The sequence below is a fragment of the Polymorphospora sp. NPDC050346 genome (assembly GCF_040655695.1).
In the GTDB taxonomy this organism is placed as follows: domain Bacteria; phylum Actinomycetota; class Actinomycetes; order Mycobacteriales; family Micromonosporaceae; genus Polymorphospora; species Polymorphospora lycopeni.
In genome coordinates, this window is sequence record NZ_JBFAKM010000012.1 from 125447 (window position 1) to 151999 (window position 26553).

Consider the following 26553-nt stretch of genomic DNA (forward strand, 5'->3'; position numbering starts at 1 on the left):
GCTATGCTGCCGGAGCGACACCGGTCCGGTCCGCGGCCCGGTTCCACTGAAGGTTCGGCTCACGACCCGCCTGGGCGACGACGCGATGCGCCGCCCGGCCCGCCCCGGCCGGCCACCCCGATAGCTTCATCGACGCGCTGGAGGTTTTGCGTTGGCGACCAATGATGTCCTGGCTGTGCACGGCGGCACTCCCCTGCAGGGTCAGATCCGGGTCCGTGGCGCCAAGAACCTCGTCTCCAAGGCGATGGTCGCGGCACTGCTCGGCGACGCCCCCAGCCGCCTGTTCGACGTACCGCGCATCCGCGACGTCGAGGTCGTGCGGGGCCTGCTCGAACTGCACGGCGTACGGGTCTCCGACGGAGCCGAGGACGGCGAGCTGGTCTTCGACCCGGCCAACGTCGAGCGGGCGTCGACCGACGAGATCAACGTGCATGCCGGGTCGAGCCGCATCCCGATCCTGTTCTGCGGGCCGCTGCTGCACCGGCTCGGCCACGCCTTCATCCCCGACCTGGGCGGCTGCCACATCGGCCCCCGGCCGATCGACTTCCACCTGCAGGCGCTGCGGGAGTTCGGCGCGGTCGTCGAGAAGACCCCGGAGGGGCTGCACCTGACCGCCCCGAACGGCCTGCGCGGCACCAAGTTCGAGCTGCCGTACCCGAGTGTCGGCGCCACCGAGCAGGTGCTGCTGACCGCGGTGATGGCCGAGGGCGTCACCGAGCTGCGCAACGCGGCCGTCGAGCCGGAGATCGTCGACCTGATCTGCATCCTGCAGAAGATGGGCGCGATCATCACGGTGCACACCGACCGGGTGATCGAGATCCAGGGCGTGCCCCGGCTCAGCGGCTACACGCACCGGCCGATCCCGGACCGGATCGAGGCGGCGAGCTGGGCGGCGGCGGCCCTGGCCACCCGCGGCGACGTCGAGGTCCTCGGCGCCGAGCAGGGCGACATGATGACGTTCCTCAACGTCTTCCGCTCGGTCGGCGGCGCGTACGAGATCACCGACCCGCGGGCGCCGCGGGCCGGGCACCTCGGCCAGGAGGGCGGCATCCGCTTCTGGCACCCGGGCGGCGAGTTGAAGGCGACCGCGCTGGAGACCGACGTACACCCGGGTTTCATGACCGACTGGCAGCAGCCGCTGGTGGTGGCGCTGACCCAGGCCCGCGGCCTGTCGATCGTCCACGAGACCGTCTACGAGCAGCGGCTCGGCTACACCGAGGCGCTCAACAAGATGGGCGCGACGATCCAGGTCTACCGGGACTGCCTCGGCGGCACCCCGTGCCGCTTCGGCCGGCGCAACTTCAACCACTCCGCGGTCATCGCCGGCCCGAGCAAGCTGCACGCCGCCGATCTGGTCATCCCCGACCTGCGCGCCGGGTTCAGCCACCTGATCGCGGCCCTGGCCGCCGAGGGCACGTCCCGGGTGTACGGCGTGGACCTGATCAACCGTGGCTACGAGGACTTCGAGGCCAAGCTCGCCGCCCTCGGCGCCCACGTGGAACGGCCCTGACCCCGCCTCGGTGGGCGGCCCGTCGGGGCTTCGTTACCCTCTAGGGGTGCCGTCGTTGTTTCGTCGTAAGTCAACCGCCGTCGTCGAGGAGCCGGTCGTCGAAGAGACGCCCGAGCCGGCTCACGCACGTCCAAAGGGCTACACGCCCAGCAAGAAGGAACTCGGCAAGGAGACCCCGAAGCGGCCGAGCGTGGGCCGCCGGGGCGCCGGTGACACCAAGCCGCTGACCAAGGAAGAGGCCCGCGCGAAGCGTCGTCAGCTTCGCGCCGAGGCCGCCGAGGAGTTCCGCCGCGAGGGCGGGCCACGCGACCGCGGCCCCGAGCGGCGGCTGGCCCGCGACGTGGTCGACTCCCGGCGTACGGTCGGCACCTGGTTCTTCGGTGGCGCGCTGATCGTGCTGATCGGCTCGTCTGCCGCCATGCCGCCGATCGTGCGGCTGGTCTCCAACCTGCTCTGGGCCACGCTCGCGATCGGCGTCGTCATCGACTCGGTGCTGATCAGCCGAAAGATCAAGAAGTTGGTCCAGCAGCGGTTCCCCGACTCGACGCAGCGATTGGGCGGGGTCTACCTCTACGCCATCATGCGGGCGATCACGTTCCGCCGGATGCGTACGCCGGTGCCGCAGGTGCAACTCGGCGCCAAGATCTAGGTCCGGTCCGCCGGGTGCTCGCCGGCACCGGCGGGCCGGTTCCGCCGCGACGAGGCGACCGACGTTCGTGATCTGAGCGTGAGGGACCTTATCCGACGTGGATAAGGTCCCTCACGCTCAGATCGATTTCGTCAGTGCACGCCGAGCAGGCGCAGGACCGCCGCCGTCACGGCCGCGGCGACGACCACCACGACGAACGGCGCCCGGCGCCACGCCAGCACCGCCCCGACCAGCACCCCGGCCGGACGGGCGACACCCGCGGCGGCACCGGCCTCGGTCAGCGCCGCGGTGGCGGCCAGCGCGGCGAGCAGCGCCGCCGCGGCCATCGGCAGCAGTTGCCGTACCCGGTCGGGCAGGTCGAGCCGGTCGCGCAGTGCCACTCCGGCGAAGCGGAACGTGAACGTACCCACGGCCAGCGCCGCGATCACCGCGATCAGCACGTCGACTCCTCCCGGCCCGGTACGGGCGCGTCGGCGGCCACCCGGCCACCCGTCCTCGGCACGGCCCCGGACGCGGGACCGGCCACCGGCTCGGGAGCGTGGCCAGCCGACGGTTCGGGAGTGTGCCCGGCCACCGGCTCGGAAGTGGACCCAGCCGGCGGTTCGGGACCGGCCGCCGACTCCGCGGCGGGATCGGTCGCCGGCACCGGCGCCGGTTCGCGGCGGCGGGGCAGGAACAGCACGGTGAGGCCGGTGAGGGCGAGCAGGACCGGCAGCCCGGCGGGCAGCAGCGGCGTGGTGACCACGGCCACCAGCGCGCCGAGCAGGGCCACCCGACGGGTGTCCCGGTCCCGCAGCGCGGGCAGGATCAGGGCGATCAGGCCGGCCGGGAACGCGGCGTCGAGGCCCAGGGCGGCCGGGTCACCGGCGGCGCCACCGAGCAGTACGCCGACGATCGTGCCGACGTTCCAGGCGAGGAAGAGCACGATGCCGGCCAACCAGAACGCCCGACGGCGGGCCTCCCCCTCGGGCTGGGCGAGGCTGAACGCGGTCGCCTCGTCGGTCATCAGGTGGCTGCCGAGCACGCGGCGGCTCCACCGCCCGCCGAACACATCGCCGATCGCCAGCCCGAACGGCAGGTGCCGGGCGTTGAGCAGCAGGCCGGCGAAGACGGCGGCGAACGGGCTGCCGGCGGCGATCAGCCCGACGGCCATGAACTGGGCGCCACCGGCGTAGACGATCGACGACAGGGCGACAATGGCCCAGACCGGGATGCCGGCGCCGACGGCGATCGCGCCGAACGAGGCGCCGACGGCGATCATGGCGGCGGCGATCGCGGCGACGTCGCGGCGCATCGCCGCCCCGCCGGTCCCCGAACGCACAGCGGGGCCGGATGTTCGGCCGACCGGACCGGGTGTTCGCTTCACCGTACGCACTATCGGATAATGGACCCGGCACCTGCTGTTCGTCAAACCGAACGAAGTGACCGATGGAGCGAACATGACCTCGCACGCCTCCCCGCTGGCCACGATCGCGGTCGCCCTGCGCCGCGAACGGGACCGCGCCGGCCTCTCCCTGACCGAGCTGGCCCGCCGCGCCGGGATCGCCAAGTCGACGCTCTCCCAACTGGAGGCCGGCAACGGCAACCCGAGCGTGGAGACACTCTGGTCGCTCGGGGTGGCGCTCGGCATCCCGTTCAGCCGCCTGGTCGAGCCGCCCGGCCCGGCCGTACGGGTGGTGCGGGCCGGCGAAGGCCCGGCCGTACGTTCCGAACACGCCGACCTGACCGCGACCCTGCTCGCCGCCGGCTCCCCGCACGCCCGGCGGGACATCTACCGGCTGGCGGTCGAACCGGGCAGCGGGCGGCACGCCGAACCACACATCCCCGGCAGTGTCGAACACATCCTGCTCGCGGCCGGTCGGCTGCGTACCGGGCCGGTCTCCGACCCGGTCGAACTCGGACCGGGCGACTACGCGACGTTCGCCGGGGACGTCCCCCACCACTACGAGGCGCTGGAACCGGGCACGTTCGGCATCCTCGTCATGGAGCACCCGTAGGGTGCCGTTCCCGGCCCGGAGCCGAGTACAACCTCGCCACCACGTCCTCGATGTCCGGCTCCACGATCGAGATGTCGCGCAACTCGGCGACCCCGGACAGCCGGCCGATCAAGCCGCCGACGGTCGCCGTGTCGAGCCCGTACGTCAGCCGCCGGCCGTCGGCCTCGACCCGTTCCAGGACCGCACCGGGCACCGGCGGCGGGTCGGCCAGCGGGGCGTCCAGGTCGATCACCACCAGCCGGCGGGACCGGTAGCGGGCGTGCAACGCCTCGATCGTTCCGTCGTGCACCACCCGGCCGTGGTCGATCACGACCAGCCGCCGGCACAGCCGCTCGATGTCGGCGAGGTCGTGGGTCGTCAGCACCAGCGTCGTGTCACCGGCCGCCCCCAGCTCGGCGAGGAACCCGCGGACCGCCTGCCGGCTCAGCACGTCCAGCCCGATCGTCGGCTCGTCGAGGAAGAGCACCGACGGCCCGTGCAGCAGCGCCGCGGTCAACTCCCCGCGCATCCGCTGCCCCAGCGACAGCTGCCGGACCGGGGTGTCCAGGAAGGCGTCGAGGTCGAGCAGGGCACGGCAGCGGCGCAGCCGGGCCGCATGGTCGGCCGGGGGCACCCGGTAGATGTGCCGCAGCAGGTCGAACGAGTCCCGCAGCGGCAGGTCCCACCAGAGCTGCGACCGCTGGCCGAAGACGACCCCGATCCGCAGCGCCAGCCTGGTCCGCTGCGGCACCGGCTCGAATCCGCAGACCCGGACCCGGCCACCCGACGGACTCAGCACCCCGGTCAGCATCTTCAACGTCGTCGACTTGCCGGCCCCGTTCGGTCCGATGTAGCCGAGCATCTCGCCGGGAGCCACCGTCAGGTCGACGCCGTCGACGGCGGTCACCGTACGCCGCTCGCGGCGCAGCCGCCCCTTGCGGACCCGTACCGTGAATTCCTTGCGCAGCCCGGACACCTCGATCACGACATCTCCACTCACGAGCCCGTACTCCGGTAGTGCCGGACGCCGACCCGCCACACCACGGCGGCGACCGTCGCCGCGACCACCGCCACGCCCGGCGCGGCCCAGCCGACCCAGACCGGCAGGCCCAGCGGGTCGGTCCGGCCGAGCAGCGCCAGCGCCGGGTAGTAGGCGACGAACGCGAAACCCAGGCCGTACGCGAACAGCCGCCGGAACCATCCGCTGTAGACGGTCACCGGGTACGACGTGAAGTCCCGCCCGCCGTACGTGAAGGCGTTGGCGATCTCGCCGGACTCGATCCACCAGAACGCCACGCTGGCACCGATCACGAAGATCGAGCCGAAGAACACCGCCCCGGCCAGCGGCGCCACCACGGCCAGCGCGACGCGTCCGGGCGTCCAGTCGACGTCGGCGGCGACCAGCGCGACCACCAGCACGACGACGCCGAAGAGCACCCGCGACACCTTGCGCAGCGGCAGGTCCATCAGCAGCAGTTGCGGCAGCGATCCCAGCGGCCGGACCAGTACGGCGTCGAACAGGCCGGTCCGGACGTAGTGCTTGACCCGCTCGATGTTGCCGACCGCGAGGTCGGCGGTGGCGAACGCGGCGGCCGACAGGCCGACCATGACCATCGCCTCGGCCAGCCCGAAGCCGGCCAGGTCGCGGGTCACCCGGAAGAGGACGAGCACGGAGAGTACGTCGAACACCGTCGCCCCGACGTTGCTGAGCAGGTCGACGACGAAGGAGACCCGGTACGACGCCTGGGCGCGGACCTGTCCCCGCAGCAGCGCCAGATAGGCGCGGCCGGCACCCCCCTCAGCCACCCTGCTGGCGTCAGCCACCCTGCACCACCCTGCTGGCGTCAGCCACCCTGCACCACCCTGCTGGCGTCAGCCACCCTGCACCACCCTGCTGGCGTCAGCCACCCTGCACCACCAGGCGCCGTTCGGCGCGGTGCTGCACCACCCGGCAACCGGCCAGCACCGCGACCGCCCAGCCGAGTTGCACGCCCACGATGCCGAGCTGGACAGGTGCCGGATCACGTTCGACGAGCACGTCCAGCGGCGCCTGCATGACGCTCGGCAGCGGGGTCGCGAGCCAGATCGTGCCCCAGAGCCAGTCGGGCAGGAACCGCAGTGGAAAGTAGAGGCCGGCGAGCACCCCGGAGCCGAGCGTCCACAGGGTCGTCACCCCGCGCGCGTCGTGCAGCCAGTAGGCGGTGGCGTTGACCAGGTAGCGGCAGCCGAAGCAGACGACGACCGCGAGCAGCATCGACACGGCGAACAGCGGCACCGTCTGCCACCGGGCCGGCAGGTGTACGTCGAAGAAGAGCGGCCCGGTCAGCACCGGCGGGACGAAGCGGGTCAGTACGGCGTACCCGGCGCGGCCGAGATCGCCGGCGAGATAGCTGGTGACCGGGTCGACCGGGCGCAGCAGGTCGCTCGCCACGTCGCCGGTGCGGATCCGGTCGGCGAGTTCGGTCCAGCCCCAGATGCCGATCACCGCGAGCAGTCCCTGCCCGGCCCAGACGAAGGTCGCCAACTGCTCGCGGCTGTAGCCGGCGGCCAGTCCCGTCCCGGTGCCGGTGGCGACGGCCAACAACACGTAGCAGCGCAGGAATCCGAAGACGGTGTTGGTGAACAGCCCGGCGACGGTAGCCTGCCGGTACGTAGAGTATCGCCGGAATCCGGCGCCAGTTATGGCGGCAAATGTCCGTAACTTTAGGACAACGTTTGGGTGGCGCGCCGCTACCGTAGTGGCGGTCACCGAGCCCACGCCGCTACCCTCCTTCCGCAACCACGCTGCACCGAGCCGGGTGACTCTATCGGGTGCCCGCGGCTGCCCAGCGACACATTTTCCGCAACGAGGTGACATCGCCGTGAGCGAGCGACGGGATCCCTTTTCCCCGGTCGCCGCACGCGCCGACGAGGTCACCCACCCACGGCGGGGTCCCACCCGGCCCGCGGAGCGGAACGACGCGGTGACCCGCTGCCACGACGTACGGCCGGCGACCGGCAGGACCGCCCGGTGACCGACAACCGCTTCGACTTCCACCGGTCCCGTAACGATCCCGACTGGATGGTCGAGATCACCGGGGAGTGGGTGCCCCAGGTTCCCGGCCAGCGCTACCCGGGAGACACCGGACCGCTGCGCAACGGCGCCGGGGCGATCCGCCGCCCGACCGCCTCCGGCCGCGCCGGGGTCTACCAGTCCGGCCAGCGGCCGACACCCCCGCCCGGGCCGTTCCCGCCCCGGCTGACCGGCGTCGACGGCCATGGCGCACCCCCGCCACGATCCGGGCGGCCGGCAGCCGACGAGCGCCGCCAGCCGTACCCGGACGGGCCGTTCACCGACGGCCGGGGGCGGTGGACCGACGAACCCGGACCCCGGTACGACGACGGCTTCCCCGGCCCGCGCGCGCCGCGCCACGAGCCCGATCCCCGCGGCCGCCACGACCCCGACCGGCGCTACGATCCCGACCCGCGCCACGACGGGGGACCCGGTCCCCGGGACCGCCGGTACGACGGGCCGCCGGACGGTCCGGGACGGCGGGACGGCTTTCCCGACCGGCGGTTCGCCGACGGTCGAGGTGGGCAGCGTCCGGAGGAGCACGACCGACGGGTGCCCGACGACGCGTGGCGCGGGCCGGGCGACGGCCGCCGCCCGGGACCGCATTCCGACGGCCGGGGTCCCGACCGTGGATACGACGGACGCGACGGTTCCCACACCGACGGGCGCGGACGGGTTCCGCTCGACGGACGCGGCGGTCCGCTGACCGACGGGCGCGGACGGGCGCCGGTCGACGGATGGGGTCCGCACCACGACCGCCGTGATCCGGGCGGGCGCGGCCCCGGCGTCTACCCGGCCGACGGCCGGATATACGGCGGCTACGGCCCCGAACCACGCCATCCGGACCGGCGCGACGTCGAGCGGCGCGAGTTCGACCGACGGGACTTCGACCGGCGCGAGTTCGACCGACGGGACTTCGACCACCGCGACCTGGACCGGCGCGACCTGGACCGGCACGACCCCGACCACCGCGGCGTCGACCGACGTGACCTCGACCGGCGCGGCGTCGACCGACGTGACCTGGACCGGCGCGAGCCGGAACGGCACGGCCCCGACCGGCGCGACCTCGACCGGCACGGCTCCGAACGGCGGGAGCCGGACGGCCGGCGGGCACCGCACGTCGATGGCCGGGACGGATGGCAGGGACCACGGCACCCCGACAACCGCCGGGACGGATGGGACGGCCTCCACGGCGACCGTCGCGGGCGCGACTCCTGGGACGGTCGCGGCGCCACCCCCCGCCCACCCGAACCCGAACCACGCCACCCGCGCGACCGGGACCCCTACGCCACCGGGCCGGTCAGTCCCCCGGCCGGCGGCCCCCGCCTCTACGGGGAGCCGCGGCCGCACCGGGACGGACCACCGCCCGCCGACATCCCGCCCCGGCCCGACGACCGCCGTCCGGCCGAGCCGGAGCACCGCCAGGCCGAGCCGGACCACCGCCGCCCGACCGCAGGCGGCCCGCCACACCCCGGCCCCGACGGCCGGGACTCCGACCGGCACCGTCAGCCCGGCCGGCCGGTGCGCCAGCCCGACCGTGACCTGCCGTACCCCTTCGGCCGGGAGGCCGACGATCCGGAGCGGGACCACGACCCGCGGCGCGGCCCCGGCCGTCCCGCACCCGTCAGCGGCGGTGCCGGTCCCCTCGACGAGCCGTACGGCCGGGTCCGGCCCCCGCTGCCGGAGCAACCCGACGCCGCCCGCGACGTGCCCCCGACCGACGCCGCCCGCCGCGTGCCCCCGACCGACGCCGACCTCGCCGGCCTGCCCACGTCGCCCGCCGGGCCGGCGGACGAGCTGCCGCGGCGCATCCGGCGGCCGATCCCCCGTGACGGTTTCCAGCCGGACTGCGGCGCCCCGGCGCCGTCCGCGCCGCGGCCCACTGCCCCGCCGCCGGTCGACGACGACCACACCCCGGCCCCGGCACGCGATGAACAACGCCCGGCGCCGGCCCGCCATGACGACCACCGCACCCCGCCGCCGGCCCGGGACGAACAGCGGCCCCCCGCTCCTGGTCGGGCCGAACAGCGGCCCCCTGCGGGGCGGGAGTCGGGCCCCACCGCAGCGGGCCGGGCCACCGGCCTGGCCGGCGACCGGTCCTGGCCGACCGGTGCCGGCCAGGAGCCGCCGACCCGCCCCATCCACCGGGACGCGACGGACGAACGGCCGGCACGTCCGGTGTCCGGCCCTCCGGTTCCCCGCCTGAAGATCGAGTTCGTGCCGGTGGCGCCTCCCGCCCCGGCCACGACCACCGGGTCCGGCCGCGACCCGGCCGAACAGCCGCCCACGCCTACCAAGGGCGCCCCGACCAGCGGCGAGCCGCCGGCTGACGCCATGTCGGCCGGTACCACACCGGCTGGCATCAACCCGGCTGGCGCCACGCCGGCCGGTGCCGAGGCGCGGGTGGTTGAGGCGGAGGCCAATCCGTGGTTCGGCCAGGCCGACAACGCTCCCGCCAGCCCGGGAAGTCCGGCCGGCAGGGCCGCCGCCACGCCGGGTGGTCCGGCCGACGTGGCTTCCGCCGGCCCGGCCGGCGAGATGGCGTCCACCACCCGGGCCGCGTTCGCGCAGCGCGACACCACCTCCACCGAAGTGCCGTCATCCAATGTCGACGGTCTGGCTTCGCCGCCGAATTCGTCTACCTCGGAAGATGGTCTTCTCCGGCTGCCGGAGGGCGGACCGGACGAGGCGACCCCGGCGGCTCCCCGCCCGGTGCCCGGTCCGCGGTTCACGGACGACCCGGTGGCGGCGCCGGCCTCGGCACCCACGGGTCCCGAGTCGTCGACCGGGCCGTCCCGGCCACCGGCGGACGGCGCGGTCGGTGCCGCCGAGGACAGCGCCGACCCGGCAGACACCGACGATCTGGACGGCACCCGGCCGGCAAACGGTCGGGACGACGACATCCCGGCCACGGCCCACCCCGACCAGACTCGGCAATCGGACCGCGCCACCCCGTCGGACGAAGCCGCGCCGCCGGATGATGTCACCGCGCTGCTCCACGCCGGGCCGCCGGAGGACGCCACCGAACTGCTCCGCACCCCACCGAACGACGCGACCACGCCGATCCACACCGGCCCATCGAACGACGCCACCGAACTGCTCCGCACCCCACCGAACGACGCGACCACGCCGATCCACACCGGCCCACCGAACGACGCCACCGAACTGATCCACGACGCCCCACCAGACGACGTCACCGAACTGCTCCGCACCCCGCCAAACGACGCGACCACGCCGATGCACACCGGGCCGGGGAACGACGCCACCGAACTGATCGGTGGCCCGCCACCGGCGGGTCCGCCACCCGAGAACGGGCCGGCGGCGTCACCGGCCGCATCGTTCCCCACCGGGGCCGGCACGACACGGCCGGCGGACGACACGGCCCCGGCCGACGACGACGTGGCGGCGGATCATGACGCGGCGGCGGACGGCGACGTACCGACGGACGGCACCCAGCCGACGGACGGCCATGGGGCGGCGGACGGCCACGGGGCGGCGGACGGCCACGGGGCGGAAGACGTGGCGGGGTCGACCGACGACGCCGACCCGGCGAGCCGCAGACCCGAACCGGCCCAGCCCGACGACACCGAACCAGCCCCGCCGGACGACGCCGAACCGGCCCGGTCCGACACCGCCGTGGTCGGGCCCGACCACACGCCGCCCGCCCCGGCGCCGGAGACCGCACCACGGCCCGTCCCAGCGGTGGTCACACCGTCCACACCAGACGCTTCGGACCCGGCGGCGACGCGGTCCGTACCGGCGCTGAACGGTGCCGACCCGCGGCCGGAGCCGGACGGCACCGGTCCGGCGCCGGTCTCCGCTCCGCCGGCCGGTCAGGGCCGCCCCGAACCACCGGCCGACCGGCCGGTGTCCGACCGGTCGGTGTCCGGCCCGCCCGACCGGGGCACCGTCGAGGCCAGCCCGGACACCGTGCTGCCCGCACCGGCGGCGGCCGCCGGGGCGGCGACCGCGCTGCGCGCCCCGACGATGCTGGCGCCGGTCGTCACACCCGACTCTCCGGAACCGGCCGGGCCCGCGCCGGCCTCACGGGACCGGGCCCGCGAGTCGCGGGGCGCCGACCCGGAGCAGGTGCTGGCGACGTACCGGTGGCGGTTCCACCACGAGACGTTGCGGGAACTGGTCGAGGATCCGGACGAGTTGCGGGCCATCCGGGACCGGCTCACCGAGAAGGTCGAGGCGGCGACCGACAACGCCTCCCGGGCCCGGCTGCTGAGCCTGCGCGCCGTCGTCTCGCGGATCCTCGGCGACCTGGGCAAGGCGCTCGCCGACGGCAGGCTCGCTCTCGGCCACGCCGAGGCGACCGGGCAGTTGCGCCGGATCGCGATCGCGCAGGCCCGGCTGGCCCACGTGCACCAGTGGCGTGGCGACTTCGCCGAGGCCGACCGGCTCTTCGAGGAGGCCAACTCGTCGGAGCTGCCCGACCGGCTGCGGGCCACCATGCACGAGCACGCCGGCCGGTCCTGCTACGACCAGGGCCGCTACATCGAGGCGTGCAACCACTTCGAGCGCGCGCTCGACCTGCGCAAGGTCAAGGATCCGGATCTGATGGCGCGTACCGAGCTGGCGCTGGACGCGGTCTTCGCCCGGGTGGCCGAGAAGGGCTGGGGGCCGTACCCGCGCGGCCGGGACGAGATCCTCCAGGTGCACCGGCCGCCGGTGCCGACGTTCAGCGACGAGGTCCAGCGGTGGGGGTACGCCGATCCGGACGGCACGCTGACGGTGGCGCCGAGCTACGCCGACGCGCAGCCGTTCCGGGACGGGGTGGCCTGGGTACGCCGGCCGGAGGCGGACACCTGGGAGCTGATCGACGAGTCGGGTGAACTGCTGGTCGACGCGTCCGCCGGTTATCTGGGCGTCGGTTCGTTCGCCGACGGGCTGGCCTGGGTGTCACGGGACGGCACCGGTGGCTGGATCGCGATCGACAAGGCGAACGAGGTCGTGATCGCCGCCGGGTTCGACGACGTACGGCCGTTCCGGCGGGGTGTCGCCGCCGTACGCCGGGGCGGGTGGGGTGCCGTCGACCGGACCGGGCGGGTGGTGGTGCCGACCCGGTACGCGGCGTTCGTCACCGCGCTGACCGACGGCCGCTACGTCGACGGGTTCACCGACGAGGGGCTGGCGATCGTCGAGGCGGACGGGCGCAAGGGGGTGGTCGACCGGACCGGGCGGACGATCGTCCCGCCGGCACATCCGGCGCTGGTCATCCACCCGGTCGCGTTCCTGGTCGCCGGCGGCAACGGCCGGTGGGGTGCCCTGGACCGGCGCGGCGATCCGCTGATCGACCCGGTGCACGCCAGCCGTGGCGACGTGATGGACGAGATCGACCGCCTGCTGGCGGACACCAAGCCGGTGCTCTGACCCCGGTTGACCAGGGGCTAGGGTCGGGGCATGGAATTCCGACACCTTGGTCGCTCCGGCATGCTGGTCAGCGAGATCTCGTACGGTAACTGGATCACCCACGGTTCGCAGGTCGAGGAGGAAGCCGCCCTGGCCTGCGTACGGGCCGCCCTCGACGCCGGCATCACGACCTTCGACACCGCCGACGTCTACGCCGGCACCCGCGCCGAGGCGGTGCTGGGCCGGGCGCTGCGCGGTGAGCGCCGGGAGGGTCTGGAGATCTTCACGAAGGTCTACTGGCCGACCGGTCCGGGCCGCAACGACCGTGGCCTGTCCCGCAAGCACATCATGGAATCGATCAACGGCTCGCTGCGCCGGCTGGAGACCGACTACGTCGACCTCTACCAGGCGCACCGCTTCGACCACTCGACGCCGCTGGAAGAGACGATGGAGGCGTTCGCCGACGTCGTGCACTCCGGCAAGGCGCACTACATCGGCGTCTCGGAGTGGACCGCCGACGAGATCCGGCAGGCGCACGCGCTGGCCCGCGAGCTGAAGATCCACCTGGTCTCCAGCCAGCCGCAGTACTCGATGCTGTGGCGGGTCATCGAGGCCGAGGTGGTCCCGACCAGCGAGGAGCTGGGCATCGGCCAGATCGTCTGGTCGCCGATCGCGCAGGGCGTGCTGACCGGCAAGTACCAGCCGGGCCAGCCGCCGCCGGCGGGTTCGCGGGCCACCGACGAGAAGTCCGGGTCCGGGTTCATCGCCCGGTTCATGACCGACGAGGTGCTCTCGACGGTGCAGCGGCTGCGGCCGCTGGCCGATCAGGCCGGGCTGAGCATGGCCCAGCTCGCCGTCGCCTGGGTGTTGCAGAACCCGAACGTGTCGTCGGCCATCATCGGGGCTTCGCGGCCCGAGCAGGTGGTGGACAACGTCAAGGCGGCCGGGGTCAAGCTCGACGCCGACCTGCTCAAGGCGATCGACGACGTCATCGACCCGATCGTGGAGCGCAACCCGAGGCTGACCACCAGCCCGGCGCAGCGGCCCTGACGACGGTCGGGTGCGGGCATCCCGCGCGGGATGCCCGCACCCGATCCGGGCCGTCCGGCCCGGGTCAGGACCAGAACCGGATCAGGCGCAGACCCTCGGCGTAGAGCGCCTGGGGCAGGCCGATGAGGTCACCGACGGCGAAGACGCCGCCGAAGAACCAGGCGTTGACCGTCGGGTTCCACAGCAGACCGAACAGCAGCAGGAACCCGAACGGCGCCATGATGTCGTAGCCGCGCCGCCACTTCGGCGACAGCCACGGCTGCAGGATGTTGCCGCCGTCGAGGCCCGGCACCGGCATCAGGTTGAGCACGCTCGCGGTGAGCTGGAGGAACGCCAGCAGCGCCACCCCGGCCCAGAACTCCAGCCGGGCGCCGACGTCGACGCCGACGGCGAACGGCACGACCAGCGCCAGTGCGAAGACGACGTTGGTCACCGGGCCGGCGAGGCTGACCAGGCTGTGCTTCAGCCGGCCCGGGATGCGGTGCCGGTCGACCCAGACGGCGCCGCCGGGCAGGCCGATGCCGCCGAGCAGCACGACCACGACCGGCAGCACGATGGACAGCACCGGATGGCTGTACTTCAGCGGGTTCAGGGTCAGGTAGCCGCGGTGCGCGACGCTGGTGTCGCCGGCCCGGAACGCGACGATCGCGTGCGCGTATTCGTGCAGGCAGAGCGAGACGAGCCAGCCGGACACGACGAAGAGGAAGACGTCGAGCCGTACGTTGCCGAACCCGTTCCAGGCCAGCGCCCCGCTGGTGACGAAGAGCGCCACCAGCGCCAGGAAGATCGGGCTGGGCCGGAACGCCTCCCGGGGCACGCCGAGCACGAAGCCCGCGCGACCCGGCTGGTCGTGGCTCACCGCGGCTACTCGGCGGCCGGCTGCAGGCTCATCCGGTATTCGACCCGGTCGTCCTCGATGAGCGTGACCGAGGTGACGCCGCCCGCGGCGAGGTCGGACCAGGTCTGGCCGATCCACGACTCGGCGTCGGCCTGGCTGCCGAACGTCTCGGCCGGCCCGTCCGCCGACTGGCCGTCCGTACCCTCGTACCGCCAGCTCCACGGCATCTCGTGTCTCCCCTCGCCGATTCACGTCCGTCCAGGACGGCCCCAGCCAGCCTAGTCGGCGGGTACGTCGGTCAGCCCGGGCGGCGTCGCCGCCCCGGTGGCACCGGTCACGTCCGCCGGCCGGTCCGGGGATCACCGGCCCAGGTTCCGGCCTTAAGGTACGGGGCATGTCCGTTGACGGGTTGCACACGGTTCTCGTGCTCGGCGGGATCCGGTCCGGCAAGTCCGAGTTCGCCGAGTCCCTGGTCGCCGACGCGCCGGTGGTCCGCTATGTGGCCACGGCACCCGAGCCGCGCGACGACCCGGAGTGGACGGCCCGGATCCGGGCGCACCACGAGCGGCGGCCCCGGTCGTGGACGACCGAGGAGGTCGCCGGCAACCCGTCCGAGCTGGCCCGGGTGCTGGGCAGCGCGCCGGCCGGCGAGACGCTGCTCGTCGACGACCTGGGCGGCTGGGTGACGGTGCTGCTGGACCCGGTCCACCAGCCGGCCGACGACCGGGCCACGATCGACGAACTGGCGGTCGCGGTACGCGACTGCGCGGCCCGGTTGGTGCTGGTGAGCCCGGAGGTGGGGCTGTCGCTGGTGCCGACGAACCCGATCGGGCGGGCGTTCGCCGACGCGCTCGGGTCGACCAACCAGGCCGTCGCGGCGGTCAGCGACGCGGTCGCGCTGGTCGTCGCCGGCCAGCCGACCTGGCTGAAGACCGCCGCCACCGCAACGCCCGCCACCGCCTCGGCCGCCACCACGCCAGCGGCACCGGCCGCCCCGGCCACGACGCCCCCGGCTCCGGCGACGCCGGCCACGACGCCGACCGCTGCGGCCGGGACCGGCGCCGCGAACGGCCTCGCCCTCGACAAGGTGCCGGCCGGCGGCGCCGCGCGGCCCGCGGCGGTCTCCCCCGAGGTGCTGACGCCGCCGCCCCCGCCGGACGACAGTGCTCCCCCGCTGCCCGCCGACGCCTGGACCGCGCCGACGATGACGCTGCCGGTGGCCTCGACCGGGCTGGTCATCCAGCCCGGCATGGAACTGCCGATGCCCGACGAGTACGCCGGCCCGCAGGCACTCGACCGGCTCGCCGAACTCGACCTGCCCGGCACCGGCCTCGGCAACCTCGAACACGTCGTGAAGTTCGCGGCGGCCACCCAGGGCGTCGCCGTACCCCGGCCCTGGCGCTCGGTGCGCGTGCTGCTGCTGCACGGCGACCACGCCGGGGGCAGCGCCGCCGGCGTACGGCCGGACGAGTCGCGGCGCCGCGCCGACCAGGCCCGGGCCGGCCTCGGCCCGCTCGCCGGGCTGGCCGCCGAACTCGGTGCCGGCCTGCAGGTCGTCGAGGCGCCCGCCGCCGCGCCGATCGAGGACGGGCCGGCCCTGCCGGCCGACGCGGTCGAGACCGCCCTGCGGTACGGCTGGCGGCTCGCCGAGGAGGCCGCCGACGCCGGGGTCGACGTGCTCGTACTCGGCTCCTGCGGCACCGGCACGGACGCCGCCGCGGCGGCGGTGCTGGCGGTCACCACGGGTGCCGAACCGGCGGCCGTGCTCCCCCGCGTGATCACCGCCGGCGGGCAGGTCGACGACGACGCCTGGATGGCGCGGTGCGCGGCCGTCCGCGACGCGCTGCGCCGCGTCCGCGGCGGTGCCCGGGGCGCCAAGGACATGCTCGCCGACGTCGGCGGCGGCGACGTCGCGATCGCCACCGGCGTGCTGCTCGGCGCCACCGCAAGGCGTACGCCGGTGGTCCTCGACGGTCCGATCGGGGTCGCGGCGGCGCTGATCAGCCGGGATCTCGCCGGCCAGGCCCGGCACTGGTGCCTGCTGGCCGACCACGGCCGGCACCCGGCGGTGCGGCTCGCCGCCGACGTACTCGGCCTCACCCCGCTGCTCGACCTGCGGCTCGATCTCGGCGAGGGCGCGAACGCGCTGGCCGCGCTCCCGCTGCTGCGCTCCGCGCTCACCCTCGCCGGCACGCTGCCGCCCCGCCCCGGACCGGCGGACGCGGCCGGCGACCCGCCGGTCGAGGACGTCGCCGCGCCGCCGGTCGAGGACACCGATTCCACCCCGCCCGCGCAGGACCGGCCGGCCGGGCCGGTCACCGGCGACGACGAGGGCGGCTCCACCGCCCCCGGCCCGGAACCGCGCCAGGACGACGACGACCGGGAGTTCGTCGAGCCGGAGCCGGCCGGCCCCGGCCCGGCGGCGCCCGCCGACGGCTCGGCGGCGCCCGCCGACTCCCCGCGGCGGTCGGACGACCAGGCCGCCCGGCCGGTGGGCCAGGCCGACGGCCGGCACGACGCCGCCCCGTCGGGGGCCGGGACCGCCGGGGAGCCCGCGCACGGTGGCTGACGGGCGGCTCGGGGCCGGGTTCCGGCTCGCCGTCACCACGTTCACGGTGCTGCCGGTGCCGGCCGGCCGGATCGACCGGGCCTCGGCCGGCGTCGCGATGGCCGTGGCACCCGCCGTCGGCGCCCTGCTCGGCGTCGTACTCGGCGGGGCCCTGGTCGGCCTGTCGGCGGCCGCCGCCCCGGCCCTGCTCGCCGGCGCGGTCGTGGTCGCGCTGGGCGCCCTGCTCACCCGGGGCCTGCACCTCGACGGGCTGGCCGACACCGTCGACGGGCTGGGGTCGTACCGGGACCGGGCCGGCGCCCTGGAGATCATGAAGAAGCCGGACGTCGGCCCGTTCGGCGTCGCCGCGCTGGTGCTCGTACTCCTGGTGCAGGCCGCCGCGCTGGCGGAGCTGGCCGGGCGGTCGCCGGGCGCGGCCCTGGCAGCCGTGGTCGTGGCGACCGCGACCGGCCGGCTGGCGGTGACCTGGGCCTGCCGCCGGGGCGTGCCGGCGGCCCGCCCGGACGGGATGGGCGCGCTGGTCGCCGGCACCGTCGGCCGGCCGGCGCTGGCCGTCGCGACGGCGGCCGTCGTGCTCGCCGCCGTCGCCGCGGTGCCCGGCCGCCCGTGGCAGGGGCCGGCCGCCGTGCTGGCCGCCCTGGCCGTCGCGGTGCTGCTGGTCGCCCACGCCGTACGCCGGCTCGGCGGGGTGACCGGTGACGTGCTCGGCGCGGCGGTCGAGGCCGGCACCACGGTGGCGTACGCCGGCCTGGTGCTCGGCTGAGGTCCCCCGCGCCGCAGGGACGCGGGCCGGTTAGCGCACCGACGGCTCGACGAACGGCGGGCGCATCACCCGCATCGCCGACCGCCGGCCGCGTACGTCGACCTCGACCGTGTCGCCCTCGGCCAGCCCGGCGGCGGTGTCGAGCAGCGCGAGTCCGATCCCGACCCGGCGGGTCGGCGAGAACGTACCGCTGGTCACCTCACCGACGACGGTGTCACCGGCGTGCACCGCCATGTGCGGGCGCGGGATGCCCCGGTCGAGCGCGAGCAGGCCCCACAGGGTCCGGCGCGGCCCCGCCGCCTTCTCCGCGACCAGCGCGTCCCGGCCCCAGAACGCCGGCTTGTCCCAGCCGACCGCCCAGCCCGACCGGGCCTGCACCGGCGTGATCGACAGCGAGAGGTCCTGGCCGTGCAGCGGATACCCCATCTCGGTCCGCAGGGTGTCGCGGGCGCCGAGGCCGCAGGCCCGGACGTCGTACGACGCACCGGCGGCGAACAGCGCGTCCCACACCGCGACCGCGGCACCGACCGGCACCACCAGTTCGTAGCCGTGCTCGCCGGTGTAGCCGGTGCGGCACACGGTGAGGTCCGCCCCGGCCAGCGTCGCCGCCGCGAAACTCATGTAGTCGTGCCCGGTCGGCAGGTCGAGGGCGGCCAGCAGGTCGGCCGACCGCGGCCCCTGCACGGCGAGGACGGCGTGGTCGAGGTGCTCGTCGGTGACGGTCAGCGCGGGCGGGGCGGCGGCCACCAGCCGGCGGACGACCTCGGCGGTGTTGGCCGCGTTCGGGACGAGGAAGACGTGGTCGTCGGCGTGCAGGTAGGCGATGATGTCGTCGACCACGCCACCGGTCGCCGCGTCGCAGCACAGCGTGTACTGCGCCCGGCCGGGCCCGATCCGGCGCAGGTCGTTGGTCAGGCTGGCGTTGACGAAGTCGGCCGCCCCCGGCCCGGTGATCCGTACCTTGCCCAGGTGCGACACGTCGAAGACCCCGACCGCCTCCCGTACGGCCGCGTGCTCCTTCAGCACGCCGCCGCCGGCGTACTCCAGGGGCATCTCCCAGCCGCCGAAGGCGGCGAACTTGGCGCCGAGCGCGGTGTGCCGGTCGTGCAGGGGTGAGCGGCGCGGCGGGGCGCCGGGGGTGGTGGCGCCGGTCGAGTCGTCGGTCATGGTGGGCAACCTACCCGGCGCCCGGCGGGGGTGCGGTGTCCGTCCCGGCGGCGGCGCACCGCTGACCTGGGTCGCGGCCGTGCGTCGGCGGTCGGACGCACGGGTACCGGGACATGACCGGCGGGAGACGGGTAGGTTGCGCCGGAGACGTTCATCGCCGCGCCGCACACGATGCGGGCGGCCAGGCCGCCGGAGACGCCGAGTGACATCGCCCAACAGCACCACCCTCAGCCTGGTCGACACGGATCCCGCCGAGCTCGCCGTCGACGCGATCGTCATCGGCCTGCACAGCCGGACCGAGCCGGAGGACGGGCCGGCCGGCGCGCTGCTGCTCGCCACCGGTGCCGAGAGCATCGCCGTGGCGTTCGACGGTCGGCTCACCGAGACCCTCGCGCTGCTGGGGGCGACCGGTGCCCCGGGTGAGGTGACCAAGCTGGCCACCCTGGGTACGGTGACGGCTCCGCTGGTCGCGGCCGTCGGCCTCGGCGCCGAGCCGAGCGGCGCGGCGCCGGCACCGGAGACGCTGCGGCGGGCCGCCGGCGCGGCCGTACGGGCCCTGGCCGGCGCGGGCACGGTGGCGCTGGCGCTGCCGCTGCCCGACGACGAGGACGCCCCGCCCGCGCTGCGCGCGGTGGCCGAGGGTGCGCTGCTAGGCGGCTACCGGTTCGCCGGCTACAAGACCAAGCCGCAGCCGGGCCGGCGGGACCCGGTCGGGTCGGTGCTCGTGCACGTGCCCGACGCCGCCGACGGGGTGGCCGAGGGCGAGATCGCCCGCGCCCGGGCGGTGACCGCCGCCGTGACGCGCAGCCGCGACTGGGTCAACACCGCCCCCAACGAGCTGCGGCCGCCGGCGTTCGCCGACGAGGTCGCGGCCGCCGCCGACGCGGCCGGGCTGACCGTCGAGGTGCTCGACGAGCAGGCGCTGGCGCAGGGCGGCTACGGCGGGATCGTCGCGGTCGGCCAGGGCTCGGAGGCGCCGCCGCGACTGGTGAAGCTGTCGTACGTCCCGGACGTGGCGCCGGAGGCCGGGGCGACCCGGCGGGTGGCGCTGGTCGGCAAGGGCATCACCTTCGACACCGGCGGTGTGTCGATCAAGCCGGCCCAGGGCATGTGGGAGATGAAGTCCGACATGGCCGGTGCGGCGGCGGTGGCCGCGACGATGCTGGCCGTGGCGGCGCTGCGCCCGGCGGTGGCGGTGACCGCCTACCTGCCGATGGCGGAGAACATGCCGTCCGGCACCGCCTACCGGCCCGGCGACGTGGTGACGATGTACAACGGCAAGCGGGTCGAGGTGCTCAACACCGACGCCGAGGGGCGGATGGTGCTCGGCGACGCGATGGCCCGGGCGTGCGAGGACGGCGCCGACTACCTGCTGGAGGCGTCGACGCTGACCGGCGGCCAGGTGGTGGCGCTGGGCAAGCGGGTGGCCGGGGTCATGGGCACCCCGGAGCTGTGCGAGCGGGTCCGCACCGCCGGTGACGCGGTCGGCGAGCCGGCCTGGCCGATGCCGCTGCCGGACGACGTACGCAAGGGCATGGACTCCGACGTCGCGGACATCTCGCAGGTCAACGCGGGGATGGACCGGGCCGGCCACATGCTTCAGGGCGGCGTGTTCCTGCGCGAGTTCGTGACCGACGACGTGTCGTGGGCGCACATCGACATCGCGGGGCCGTCCTACCACGCGGGCGAGCCGACCGGCTACTGGACCAAGGGCGGGACCGGGGTGCCGGTGCGTACCCTGCTCGAACTGATCGACGACATCGCCGCCAACGGCTGACGCGGATCACCCGGCCCCGTCGTCGCCACCGACGGCGGGGCCGTACCGTACCGTGCGCGGGTCAGCCGTCGGGGCGCCGCTTGCGGCGCTCGTTGAAGTCACGCATCCGCTGTGGATAGCCGACCAGGCGGACGTCGTAGATCGGGATCGCCAGCTTGTGGGCGAGCCGGCGGGCCGCCTCGGGGCTCTCGATCCGGCGCCGGGTCCACTCGCCGTCGTACGCGATCAACATCACGGTGGTCTCGGTCATCACCGTACGGGGTTCGATGAACGCCTCGACCCCGCGCCGCGACCGGACGAACTCCTCCAGGTGGGAGACGTCCTCGCGCGTTGTCGGCCGGTCCCCCGCGCCGCCGCCCGCCCGCTTGCGCCGAAACCAGGCCACCCGACATCTCCTCCCCAGGGCTGTCGCGTACGTCACCCGTTGAACGCCCGTCGTGTGGTTCACTTCGGCCGTGCGTGACGACACGGGCAAGCGTACGTCCCCACGACGTGTCCTTGGGCACCTCGTTACCCGACCTGCCAGCGCAGGTGACAAGATGACCGAGGCGAGTCTGCCCGTTTACACGGATGACCCTCGTAGCAGCGACGCGACCTGGGAGTAAATTGTGAGTGAGCCGAACGGCGGAACCTTCGACGTCGTCATTCTCGGCGGCGGCAGCGGCGGTTACGCGGCCGCACTGCGGGCCGCGCAGCTTGACCTGACGGTCGCGCTGATCGAGAAGGACAAGCTCGGCGGCACCTGCCTGCACCGTGGCTGCATCCCGACCAAGGCCCTCCTGCACGCCGGTGAGGTCGCCGACCAGACCCGCGAGTCCGAGCAGTTCGGCGTCAAGGCGGAGCTGATCGGTGTCGACATGGCCGGCGTCAACGCCTACAAGAACGGCGTCGTCTCCCGGCTCTTCAAGGGCCTGCAGGGCCTGGTGAACGGCTCCAAGAAGATCACCCTGGTCTCCGGTGCCGGCAAGCTGGTCGGGCCGGACACCATCGAGGTCGACGGCGCCCGTTACACCGGCCGCAACATCATCCTGGCCACCGGCTCCTACTCCCGTACGATCCCCGGCCTGGAGATCGACGGCCAGCGGGTCATCAGCAGCGAGCACGCCCTCGAACTCGACCGGGTTCCGGCGTCGGCGATCGTGCTGGGCGGCGGCGTCATCGGCGTCGAGTTCGCCAGCGCCTGGAAGTCGTTCGGCGTCGACGTGACCGTCGTCGAGGCGCTGCCCCGCCTGGTGGCCGCCGAGGACGAGGAGTCGTCGAAGGCGCTGGAGCGGGCCTTCCGCAAGCGCGGCATCGGCTTCAAGGTCGGCAAGCCGTTCGAGAAGGTCGAGCACACCGACAGCGGTGTCAAGGTCACCATCGCCGGCGGCGAGGTCCTGGAGGCCGAACTGCTGCTGGTCGCGGTCGGCCGCGGCCCGACGACCGCCAACCTCGGCTACGAGGAGCAGGGCGTCCGCCTCGACCGCGGGTTCGTGCTGACCGACGAGCGGCTGCGCACCGGGGTCGGCAACATCTTCGCCGTCGGCGACATCGTGCCCGGTCTCCAGCTCGCCCACCGCGGCTTCCAGCAGGGCATCTTCGTCGCCGAGGAGATCGCCGGCCTGAACCCGGCGGTCATCGACGAGGACGGCATCCCGCGGGTCACCTACTCCGACCCGGAGCTGGCGTCGGTCGGCCTCACCGAGGCCAAGGCCAAGGAGAAGTACGGCGCCGACAAGGTCAAGACCTACAACTACAACCTCGGCGGCAACGGCAAGAGCCAGATCCTCAAGACCGCGGGCTTCGTCAAGCTCGTACGGGTCGAGGACGGCCCGGTCGTCGGCGTACACATGGTGGGCGCGCGGGTCGGCGAGCTGATCGGCGAGGCCCAGCTCATCTTCAACTGGGAGGCCTACCCGGCCGAGGTGGCACAGCTCGTGCACGCCCATCCCACGCAGGGCGAGGCGCTCGGCGAGGCACATCTCGCCCTGGCCGGCAAGCCCCTGCACGCGCACGCCTGACCATCGTCATCCCGCGCCCGGCCAGCCAGGCCGGGCGACCTTCGCACCAGGCCACAAAGGAGTCTTGAGAGATGCCGGTATCGGTCACCATGCCCCGGCTGGGAGAGAGCGTCACCGAAGGCACCGTCACCCGCTGGCTCAAGCAGGAGGGCGACCGGGTCGAGGTCGACGAGCCGCTGCTTGAGGTCTCGACCGACAAGGTCGACACCGAGATCCCGTCCCCCGCGGCGGGCGTGCTCAGCCGGATCGTGGTGAGCGAGGACGAGACCGCCGAGGTCGGCAGCGAACTCGCGGTGATCGCCGGCGAGGACGAGGCCGGCGGTGCCGGGGAGCAGCCGGCCGCGCAGGAGCCGAAGGCCGAGGAGCCGGCGGCCGAAGAGCCGAAGGCCGAGGAGCCGGCCGCCGAGCAGCCGTCGACCGAGGTGGAGAAGCCGGCGCCGGCGCCGGCCGCCGAGGACAAGCCGGCCGCGCAGGCCGGCGGGGAGACCACGGTCGTCCGGATGCCGGCGCTCGGTGAGAGCGTCACCGAGGGCACCGTGACCCGCTGGCTCAAGGAGGTCGGCGAGCAGATCGAGGCCGACGAGCCGCTGCTCGAGGTCTCGACCGACAAGGTCGACACCGAGATCCCGTCGCCGGCGGCGGGCACGCTGCTGGAGATCAAGGTTCCGCAGGACGAGACGGCCGACGTCGGCGCGGAGCTGGCCGTGATCGGTGCGGCCGGTGCCGCCCCGGCCGGTGCCGCCCCGACCGGCGGCGCGCCGGCCGAGCAGCCGGAGGAGCCGACCGCGGGTGCGTCGTACGCCTCGCCCGCCCCGGAGGCGGAGAAGGCGGCGGAGCCGGCAAAGGCCGAGCAGGCCGCCCAGCCCGAGCCGCCGAAGCCGGCCGCCCCGGCGCCCGCTCAGGCTGCCCCGGCTCAGGCTGCCCCGGCGCAGGCGAACGGTGCCGCCGAGGGTGGCTACGTGACCCCGCTGGTCCGCAAGCTCGCCGCCGAGCACGGCGTCGACCTGGCGTCGCTGTCCGGCACCGGGGTCGGTGGCCGGATCCGTAAGCAGGACGTGCTCGACGCGGCCGAGAAGGCCAAGGCGGCCGCCGCCCAGCCGGCTCCCGCCCCGGCCGAGGCCAAGCCGGCCGCCGCCGCGAAGCCGGCGCCGAAGGCCGCCGAGCCGAGCCCGCTGCGCGGCCGTACGGAGAAGATCAGCCGGACCCGCGCGGTGATCGCCAAGCGGATGTTCGAGTCGCTCCAGACGTCGGCACAGCTCACCACGGTGGTCGAGGTCGACGTGACCAAGATCGCCAAGCTGCGCCAGCAGGCCAAGAACGACTTCCAGCAGAAGAACGGCGTCAAGCTGTCCTTCCTGCCGTTCTTCGCCCTCGCCGCGATCGAGGCGCTGCGGACGTACCCGGTGGTCAACGCGCGGCTCGACCTCGACGCCGGGACGATCACCTACCCGGACGGCGAGCACCTGGGCATCGCGGTCGACACCGAGAAGGGCCTGCTGGTCCCGGTGATCCGCGACGCGGGTGACCTCAACCTGGCCGGCCTGGCGCGTCGGGTCGCCGATGTCGCCGAGCGCACCCGCAGCAACAAGATCGGCCCGGACGAGCTCTCCGGCGCCACCTTCACGCTGACCAACACCGGCAGCCGGGGCGCCCTGTTCGACACCCCGATCGTGCCGTCGCCGCAGGCCGCCATCCTCGGCACCGGTGCGGTCGTGAAGCGGGCGGTCGTGGTCGACGACCCCGACCTGGGCGAGCTGATCGTGCCGCGCTCGATGATCTACCTGGCACTGTCGTACGACCACCGCTTGGTCGACGGCGCCGACGCCGCCCGCTTCCTCTCCGCGATCAAGGAGCGGCTGGAGGCCGGCAACTTCGAGTCCGAACTGGGCCTGGCCTAAGCATCTTGTCCAAGGGTGGGGCGGGCCGGCATCGCTGGCCCGCCCCACCCTTTTCCCCACCAAGATCCGCGTGATCAGGGAGTACGTCGAGCGTGTCGTCGGCGTACCGGAGCGCAACCTCCCTGATCACGCGGATCTTGCGTGGGACCCACTGGGATGACGGCGCCGTGCGACGGGGCGGCGCCGTGCGACGGGGCGGCGCCGTGCGACGGGGCGGCGCCGTGCGACGGGGCGGCGCCGTGCGACGGGGCGGCGCCGTGATCGTCTGCTGTTCAGGCACTCCTGGTACGGCGTGTCGAGTGCCTGAGCAGCAGACGATCAACGCCGGTCGCCGGCTCGGCCCCGGGCGGGAACTCAACGGCCGGCCCGGCCCCGGGCGGAACGCCGACGGCCCGCTCCGCCATGGTCGACGGGATGCCGCTGTCGCGCCCACAGCGAATTCGGCGTATCCACATCGAATTCGCTGTGGGGTTCACCGGTCATCCCTCCTCCCGAGTCGCCGCCCCACGAAGTTCACAAGGACCCCGGTGATCGGTCGGCACACAGGCCAGCCCTCCGCCAGCCCCGGTCAGCCCCAGCGGCTCCAGCCCCAGCGGCGAGTCTTCGACGGCCGCTCGACCAGCGCACCGCCCGCGATTGGCCCCGGCTCCCGTACCACCCGCGATTGACCCCGGCTCCCGTACCGCCCGCGCTTCGCCTTGGCCCCGCACCGCCCCCGGCGCCCCACGTGCCTGGTCCACACCACCCCTGCTCCACACCACCCTTGCTCCACACCACCCTGGTGCACTCGCCCCCCGCCCGCCCTAACCCGCACCACCCCCGGCGCACCACCCCCGCACACCATCCCCGACGCGCCTCACCACCCGTCGGCGTACGACACGCTCCCAAGATCCCGGTGATCAGGGAGATACGGGCACGACGCGCCGATGACACGCTCGACGTACTCCCTGATCACGCGGATCTAGGGTTTCCGCGAAGATGGACGTATGCGGATTCTGATCGCCGGCTCGTCCGGCTTCCTGGGCAGCCGGCTGGTCGCGCACCTCACCGACGAGGGGCACGAGATGCTCCGGCTCGTCCGCCGGGAGCCGCGCGGACCGGGCGAGGTCCGCTGGAACCCGTCGGCCGGGGAGCTCGACCGGGCCGTACTCGCCGGTGTCGACGCGGTGGTCAACCTGGCCGGCGCCGGCGTCGGTGACCGGCGCTGGACCGACGCGTACAAGTCTCTGATCCGGTCCAGCCGGGTCGACACCACCTCGACGCTGAGCCGGGCGGTCGCCGCCCTGCCGGCCGCCGACCGCCCGGGGGTGCTGCTCAACGCCTCGGCCGTCGGCTGGTACGGCGACACCGGCGACGAGCGGGTCGAGGAGGACGCGCCGGCCGGTGAGGGCTACCTGGCCGACGTGTGCCGGGTCTGGGAGGCGGCCACCGGCCCGGCGGAGAATGCCGGGGTACGGGTGGTCCGGCTGCGTACCGGCTATCCGCTGCACCGCGACGGCGGTTTCATCAAGCCGCAGTTGCTGCCGTTCAAGGCGGGTATCGGGGGCCGGTTCGGCAGTGGCCGGCAGTGGGTGCCGTGGATCTCGCTCCACGACTGGCTGTGGGCGGTCTCGTTCCTGCTCGACCGGGACGATCTCGCCGGCCCGGTCAACCTGGTCGGCCCGGCACCGGTGACCAATGCGGAGTTCACCGACGTCTTCGCCGGCCAGCTGCACCGGCCGGCGATCCTGCCGATTCCCGCGTTCGGGCTGCGGATCGTGCTGGGCGAGTTCGCGACCGAGGCGTTGAGCAGTGCCCGGGTGTTGCCGGGGGTGCTGTCCGGCGCCGGTTTCGAGTTCCGCCATCGGACGCTGCCGGAGGCGATGCGGGCCGCCTTCCCCGAGCCGTGATCCGCGTGATCAGGGGATATTGACCGCGCCGCGCCGACGACACACGCGACTTGGTCC

Annotated in this window: 20 protein-coding genes and 1 pseudogene; 12 read left to right on the forward strand and 9 right to left on the reverse strand. The window is 74.4% G+C overall.

Annotated elements, in window-relative coordinates; translation table 11 throughout:
* Positions 1-151 precede the first annotated feature (151 nt).
* The gene (murA, locus tag AB0I42_RS15140; RefSeq protein ID WP_357537683.1) at positions 152-1510 is read left to right on the forward strand and encodes a UDP-N-acetylglucosamine 1-carboxyvinyltransferase; all 1359 of its coding nucleotides are present in this window, start codon (positions 152-154) and stop codon (positions 1508-1510) included.
* Positions 1511-1556: 46 nt separating this feature from the next.
* Positions 1557-2159 carry a DUF3043 domain-containing protein gene (locus tag AB0I42_RS15145; RefSeq protein WP_357537685.1) on the forward strand — a complete coding sequence of 201 codons (603 nt, stop codon included), beginning with the start codon at positions 1557-1559 and terminating at the stop codon, positions 2157-2159.
* Between the two features lie 131 nt (positions 2160-2290).
* Here AB0I42_RS15145 and AB0I42_RS15150 read toward each other — a convergent pair whose 3' ends face one another.
* On the reverse strand, positions 2291-2599 hold the full coding sequence (locus AB0I42_RS15150) for an AzlD domain-containing protein (RefSeq protein ID WP_357537687.1): 309 nt from the start codon (positions 2597-2599) through the stop codon (positions 2291-2293).
* Positions 2593-3480 (reverse strand): AzlC family ABC transporter permease, encoded by an 888-nt coding sequence (locus AB0I42_RS15155; RefSeq protein WP_357537689.1) that lies wholly within the window; start codon positions 3478-3480, stop codon positions 2593-2595. Before AB0I42_RS15155 ends, AB0I42_RS15150 begins: the two co-directional genes overlap by 7 nt.
* Positions 3481-3598: 118 nt before the next feature.
* Here AB0I42_RS15155 and AB0I42_RS15160 point away from each other — a divergent pair, with 118 nt between their 5' ends.
* Positions 3599-4156, forward strand: a complete 558-nt coding sequence (locus AB0I42_RS15160; RefSeq protein WP_357537691.1) for an XRE family transcriptional regulator — start codon at positions 3599-3601, stop codon at positions 4154-4156.
* Here the strand turns inward: AB0I42_RS15160 and AB0I42_RS15165 are convergent.
* The 3 genes from AB0I42_RS15165 to AB0I42_RS15175 form a co-directional block, all read right to left on the reverse strand.
* A complete protein-coding gene (locus AB0I42_RS15165; protein WP_357537693.1) occupies positions 4140-5120 on the reverse strand; it encodes an ATP-binding cassette domain-containing protein in 981 nt (326 codons plus the stop codon). The genes AB0I42_RS15160 and AB0I42_RS15165 overlap by 17 nt on opposite strands.
* Positions 5121-5131: 11 nt before the next feature.
* Entirely contained in the window at positions 5132-5959 is an 828-nt protein-coding gene (locus tag AB0I42_RS15170) for an ABC-2 family transporter protein (RefSeq protein WP_357537695.1), read from the reverse strand.
* A 76-nt stretch (positions 5960-6035) separates the two neighbouring features.
* On the reverse strand, positions 6036-6722 hold the full coding sequence (locus AB0I42_RS15175) for an ABC-2 family transporter protein (protein ID WP_357537697.1): 687 nt from the start codon (positions 6720-6722) through the stop codon (positions 6036-6038).
* 274 nt (positions 6723-6996) lie between these two features.
* Between AB0I42_RS15175 and AB0I42_RS15180 the strand changes: the two genes are divergently transcribed.
* From AB0I42_RS15180 to AB0I42_RS15190, 3 genes are read left to right on the forward strand one after another with little or no spacing between them, the layout of a single operon-like run.
* Entirely contained in the window at positions 6997-7149 is a 153-nt protein-coding gene (locus AB0I42_RS15180; RefSeq protein WP_357537699.1) for a hypothetical protein, read from the forward strand.
* Positions 7146-12566 carry a WG repeat-containing protein gene (locus tag AB0I42_RS15185; RefSeq protein WP_357537701.1) on the forward strand — a complete coding sequence of 1807 codons (5421 nt, stop codon included), beginning with the start codon at positions 7146-7148 and terminating at the stop codon, positions 12564-12566. The genes AB0I42_RS15180 and AB0I42_RS15185 overlap by 4 nt, the downstream gene beginning before the upstream one ends.
* 30 nt (positions 12567-12596) lie before the next feature.
* On the forward strand, positions 12597-13595 hold the full coding sequence (locus AB0I42_RS15190; protein WP_357537703.1) for an aldo/keto reductase family protein: 999 nt from the start codon (positions 12597-12599) through the stop codon (positions 13593-13595).
* A 64-nt stretch (positions 13596-13659) separates the two neighbouring features.
* Here AB0I42_RS15190 and AB0I42_RS15195 read toward each other — a convergent pair whose 3' ends face one another.
* Positions 13660-14454: a site-2 protease family protein gene (locus tag AB0I42_RS15195; RefSeq protein ID WP_357537705.1), complete on the reverse strand. Its 795-nt coding sequence runs from the start codon at positions 14452-14454 to the stop codon at positions 13660-13662.
* Positions 14455-14459: 5 nt separating this feature from the next.
* The gene (locus AB0I42_RS15200) at positions 14460-14660 is read right to left on the reverse strand and encodes a hypothetical protein (RefSeq protein WP_357537707.1); all 201 of its coding nucleotides are present in this window, start codon (positions 14658-14660) and stop codon (positions 14460-14462) included.
* A gap of 167 nt (positions 14661-14827) precedes the next feature.
* Here AB0I42_RS15200 and AB0I42_RS15205 point away from each other — a divergent pair.
* Positions 14828-16858, forward strand: a pseudogene (locus AB0I42_RS15205) (bifunctional adenosylcobinamide kinase/adenosylcobinamide-phosphate guanylyltransferase); the annotation flags it as partial.
* Between the two features lie 136 nt (positions 16859-16994).
* Positions 16995-17765, forward strand: coding sequence for an adenosylcobinamide-GDP ribazoletransferase (gene cobS / locus AB0I42_RS15210; protein WP_357537709.1), 771 nt, complete (start codon positions 16995-16997; stop codon positions 17763-17765).
* A 30-nt stretch (positions 17766-17795) separates the two neighbouring features.
* Here cobS and gcvT read toward each other — a convergent pair whose 3' ends face one another.
* Positions 17796-18932 (reverse strand): glycine cleavage system aminomethyltransferase GcvT, encoded by a 1137-nt coding sequence (gene gcvT, locus AB0I42_RS15215; protein ID WP_357537711.1) that lies wholly within the window; start codon positions 18930-18932, stop codon positions 17796-17798.
* A 202-nt stretch (positions 18933-19134) separates the two neighbouring features.
* Here gcvT and AB0I42_RS15220 point away from each other — a divergent pair, with 202 nt between their 5' ends.
* Positions 19135-20709, forward strand: coding sequence for a leucyl aminopeptidase (locus tag AB0I42_RS15220; RefSeq protein WP_357537712.1), 1575 nt, complete (start codon positions 19135-19137; stop codon positions 20707-20709).
* 61 nt (positions 20710-20770) lie between these two features.
* On the opposite strand, the gene AB0I42_RS15225 is transcribed toward AB0I42_RS15220, so the two are convergent.
* On the reverse strand, positions 20771-21094 hold the full coding sequence (locus tag AB0I42_RS15225; protein ID WP_357537713.1) for a hypothetical protein: 324 nt from the start codon (positions 21092-21094) through the stop codon (positions 20771-20773).
* A 223-nt stretch (positions 21095-21317) separates the two neighbouring features.
* Between AB0I42_RS15225 and lpdA the strand changes: the two genes are divergently transcribed.
* From lpdA to AB0I42_RS15240, 3 genes are all read left to right on the forward strand, one after another.
* Positions 21318-22709, forward strand: coding sequence for a dihydrolipoyl dehydrogenase (lpdA, locus tag AB0I42_RS15230; protein WP_357537715.1), 1392 nt, complete (start codon positions 21318-21320; stop codon positions 22707-22709).
* A 71-nt stretch (positions 22710-22780) separates the two neighbouring features.
* Entirely contained in the window at positions 22781-24607 is a 1827-nt protein-coding gene (gene sucB, locus AB0I42_RS15235; protein ID WP_357537717.1) for a 2-oxoglutarate dehydrogenase, E2 component, dihydrolipoamide succinyltransferase, read from the forward strand.
* Between the two features lie 986 nt (positions 24608-25593).
* Complete coding sequence (locus tag AB0I42_RS15240) at positions 25594-26496, forward strand: TIGR01777 family oxidoreductase (RefSeq protein WP_357537718.1); 903 nt, start codon at positions 25594-25596, stop codon at positions 26494-26496.
* The last annotated feature ends 57 nt before the right edge of the window (positions 26497-26553 follow it).

Coding starts and splice junctions, on each gene's coding strand:
- sucB (WP_357537717.1), top strand. CDS start 22,781: ATGCCGGTATCGGTCACCATGCCCCGGCTGGGAGAGAGCGTCACCGAA.
- AB0I42_RS15200 (WP_357537707.1), bottom strand. CDS start 14,660: ATGCCGTGGAGCTGGCGGTACGAGGGTACGGACGGCCAGTCGGCGGAC.
- AB0I42_RS15240 (WP_357537718.1), top strand. CDS start 25,594: ATGCGGATTCTGATCGCCGGCTCGTCCGGCTTCCTGGGCAGCCGGCTG.
- AB0I42_RS15160 (WP_357537691.1), top strand. CDS start 3,599: ATGACCTCGCACGCCTCCCCGCTGGCCACGATCGCGGTCGCCCTGCGC.
- AB0I42_RS15190 (WP_357537703.1), top strand. CDS start 12,597: ATGGAATTCCGACACCTTGGTCGCTCCGGCATGCTGGTCAGCGAGATC.
- gcvT (WP_357537711.1), bottom strand. CDS start 18,932: ATGACCGACGACTCGACCGGCGCCACCACCCCCGGCGCCCCGCCGCGC.